The organism is Lacicoccus kunmingensis DSM 17847, from assembly GCF_059568765.1.
Genome location: NZ_JCANUC010000046.1, coordinates 1 through 3,931 on the forward strand (window position 1 = coordinate 1; position 3,931 = coordinate 3,931).

A 3,931-nucleotide genomic window follows, 5' to 3' on the forward strand; every position below is an offset into this window, starting at 1 on the left:
ACCCAGAAAGTCTTTGAACTACCAGACACCGCTGGAAGCATTTATGAGTTACATGGATGTAGGCAGGCTGTCTAGCTTATTTTGACAAACGAAGTAGGTTAAAATTTCATCCTAAACTAATTAAATATTTATGGCCTATGTTTTTTTAAAGCTTTTTCCATATAGTCTAATAAAGAATCTTTCATAGAAGATCGAAGTGCATACTCCAAAATTGTTGTCACATAACCAGTTCTATCACCTACATCGTACCTTTCACCTTCAAAATCATAAGCATAAACCTTTCTGTTCTTGTTTAGAGCTTGTAAGGCGTCAGTAAGTTGAATCTCTCCCCCAGTCCCTATATTTTCTTTTTCCAGTTCATCAAAAATATCTGATGTCAAAACATATCTACCCATTATCGCTAACCTGGACTCAGTTTCATTAAGACCTGGTTTTTCATACATATTTATCAGTTCATAAATTTTATTATTTCGTTCCGAATATTCTACTATTCCATATCTGGAAACTTCATCATCTGAAACTTTTTTCACCCCTATAACCGGCCCTTCATTTACCTCGTAAGCATCCATTAATTGTTTAATACCTGGTGTATTACCTTCTACAATATCGTCCCCTAGAAGAACTGCGAATGGCTCATCACCTATAAATTGTTTAGCAGTATGTATAGCGTGACCAAGGCCTTTAGGTTCTTTTTGACGTATATAGAAAATATTTGCAAGGTTGGTAGAATAATTGACCTTCTCTAATACATCATATTTCTTTTTCTTTTCTAAATTCATTTCAAGTTCAATCTGATGATCAAAATGATCTTCTATAGCTCTTTTATGTTTTCCTGTTACTATGATAATATCTTCAATACCAGCTTCAACTGCTTCTTCCACTATATATTGTATAGTAGGTTTATCTAAAATAGGTAACATCTCTTTAGGCATTGCTTTAGTAGCTGGCAAAAATCTTGTGCCTAAACCTGCAGCTGGTATAATCGCTTTTTTTATTTTCGACATTCACTTCTCTCCTTCTAATTTAGTCTCTGCTAAACAAGTCTCTTGTATACACTTTGCTTTCAACACTTTCAAGTTCAGGTGAAATTCTATTTGCTAGAATGACATCCGCTTCTTCAATGAAGTTACTGAGATCTTTTATTACTCGTGAGTTATAAAACGCGTCCTCATCAAGAACTGGCTCGTACACAATAACTTCTATCCCTTCTGCTTTAATACGTTTCATTACCCCCTGTATTGCAGACTGTCTGAAGTTGTCAGAATCTGTTTTCATAGTTAATCTATACACACCAACAATATGGGGCCTTTTTCTTAGAATCATTTCAGCGATGTGATCTTTTCTTGTTCTATTAGCATCTACGATTGCTGTCATAATATTATTTGGAACATCTTCATAATTTGCTAATAATTGCTTTGTATCTTTCGGTAAACAATAACCACCATATCCGAATGATGGGTTATTATAATGGCTACCAATTCTAGAATCTAATCCTACTCCTTCTATAATCTGTTTACTGTCTAACCCTCTAACTTCTGCATATGAATCAAGTTCATTAAAGAAGGCTACTCTCATGGCTAGATAAGTGTTTGCAAAAAGTTTTATCGCTTCGGCTTCTGTTGAATTCGTAAATAAAACGGGAACGTCCTTATCTATAGCACCTTTTAGTAAAGAATTTGAAAAAATTCTGGCTCTTTCAGATTTTTCACCGATAATAATTCTGGTGGGATGTAGATTATCATATAATGCATTACCTTCCCTTAAAAATTCTGGCGAGAATATAATATTATCACTATTAAATTTTTCTTTTAATTTTTCTGTATACCCAACTGGTATGGTAGATTTTATAATCATTACACCATCTGGATTAATAGAAAGTACTTCAGATATTACTTTTTCCACTGTACTCGTATCAAAATAGTTTTTAGCCGGGTCATAATTTGTAGGTGTAGATATGAGTATGTATTCTGCTTCTTTATAAGCAAGATAACTATTTGTAGTAGCTGTTAAATTTAAATCTTTAAACTTTAAATAATCTTCAATTTCTTTGTCCATAATCGGTGACTTCTTCTTATTCAACATATCAATTTTTTCTTGTACTATATCCAGAGCCACTACATCATTATATTGAGATAATAAAATTGCATTTGACAATCCTACATAACCAATACCCACAACAGCTATTTTCATAATATCCACCTCAAAATTTTTTAAAATAATAATTTGAAAAGTATTTAATACTCTTCAATATTTAATTTCTTCTTGTCTTTATATTATTTAATGTAAATAATACACTAATAAATATTATAATTACTAATAAATCTGTAAGAGTTTGAACAATCCTTAGATTGCTTAATTGAAAATTAAGGAGTATGTGTCCATATATAAGTATAGAAATCAAACCATAATTAGACTTTCGCATATATAAATAAGAAGTTTTATAAATAACACCTAATATATACATTCCAACAAATACCCCAGGGATCCAAAAGTTCATATACATGTTTCCAAGAGTTTCGGGGGGCCAGGAGGAAGGATAAAGTTCATTAAAAGGTCGAGACGGCGTTACATCAACTCCTTCAGCAATAGTTCTTAAATATGCACCATCATCCACTGGAGGTTTATCAGGATATAGTGAACTCGGTATAGGCGAGTAAACTAAATCAACAAAACTTTTACCTAACCATATATTATCTAATGAAAAATGATCTATAATTAATAAATAATGATCTATATAACTGAGTGATTTAGCTACGGAGGATGTTTCTTCAATAATTCCGTCGCTAATAATAGTTGGATCATTAATAAAATCTTCTACTCCATTTTCTGCTCTTAATATGGGAATTAATATTATATAAATTACCAATACAGGAACAAGGAATAGAGCTTTAACAGGTATTCTTGAAAAACTCTTAACACTAAAGTGCCAAATTAAAAAACATAAAACTAAAAATTGTAATGTTGGTTTTCTACCTCCTAATGAAGTAAGAACAAGGGAAACACCAATCGCTAATAGAATAAGTAAAAATAATTTAAAAAAACTCTTCTTATTTCTAAATGAATAAATATATATAAAGACCCCTATATTCAGTAGACCCATTAGTGATAAAATGTAACCATTACCCGAAGTAACAGATGCTCTTTGATAAAGATTTTCTAACCATATATTTAAACCTCCAGCCGAATAAATAAAATAAACATATGCTAGAAATCCTATAAATAAAGCAATTAACATAGGAATATAGTTGTTTTTATTTGAATTTTCCTTAAATAATAAAGGCAATTTAGAATTTATTATTCCTCCTAAATTACCCTTAATTCCTAAAATTAGTCCGAACACGCCAAGTAATAATATTGCTATATACTTGAAAATATAAACATCCAGTTCGTTATCAGGTATTCTCCATCTGACTAAATAATGGATGACGTTGTAATCATAAGCAATTGAAAGCAAGTAAGGTACATTCGTAATAAAAATCATAAAAATTGCAATAACAGTTGGTGAAAATAAATCTTTTTCTGATTTTCTAAAGTAAAATATTAATATACCAAGTATTATAGATAAAATAATCGTTAATAATAAAATTACCATGGAACCCCCCTGCTCATATTTATATTTATTATCATATGATTTAAAATTTTCACTAGAAAATCTTTCTAGTGAAAAATGGAATAATTTAATTTTCTTAATTTTTTAATTCATAAAGTTAGTTTTAATACTGAATTTATTTTTTTGAAATTATTCAATTCAGTTATAGGAATATTTTAGTATTCTTTCAGAAGCATAATAACTTTTCTTCTAATTAAGTTTAGATTTTTTGGATTTGGTAAAATTAAACCTGAATTATTCATACTTCCCAGTTGAATCCTCAATTGAGTCAAAATCATATGATTTCTGAGATTTTCTCTATTAACTTGGCAAAATCAAAGT

3 protein-coding genes are annotated in these 3,931 nt (G+C 30.0%); all 3 read right to left on the minus strand.

Annotated elements, in window-relative coordinates:
- Positions 1-128: 128 nt before the first annotated feature.
- The gene (galU, locus tag BO48_RS16675; RefSeq protein WP_496369255.1) at positions 129-1,004 is read right to left on the minus strand and encodes a UTP--glucose-1-phosphate uridylyltransferase GalU; all 876 of its coding nucleotides are present in this window, start codon (positions 1,002-1,004) and stop codon (positions 129-131) included.
- 19 nt (positions 1,005-1,023) lie between these two features.
- Positions 1,024-2,190, minus strand: a complete 1,167-nt coding sequence (locus BO48_RS16680) for a nucleotide sugar dehydrogenase (protein WP_496369257.1) — start codon at positions 2,188-2,190, stop codon at positions 1,024-1,026.
- A 61-nt stretch (positions 2,191-2,251) separates the two neighbouring features.
- Positions 2,252-3,592 carry an O-antigen polymerase gene (locus tag BO48_RS16685; protein ID WP_496369259.1) on the minus strand — a complete coding sequence of 447 codons (1,341 nt, stop codon included), beginning with the start codon at positions 3,590-3,592 and terminating at the stop codon, positions 2,252-2,254.
- Positions 3,593-3,931 lie beyond the last annotated feature (339 nt).

Excerpts from the sequence above, each read along its gene's own strand:
- galU (WP_496369255.1), bottom strand. The coding sequence starts at position 1,004 with ATGTCGAAAATAAAAAAAGCGATTATACCAGCTGCAGGTTTAGGCACA.
- BO48_RS16680 (WP_496369257.1), bottom strand. The coding sequence starts at position 2,190 with ATGAAAATAGCTGTTGTGGGTATTGGTTATGTAGGATTGTCAAATGCA.
- BO48_RS16685 (WP_496369259.1), bottom strand. The coding sequence starts at position 3,592 with ATGGTAATTTTATTATTAACGATTATTTTATCTATAATACTTGGTATA.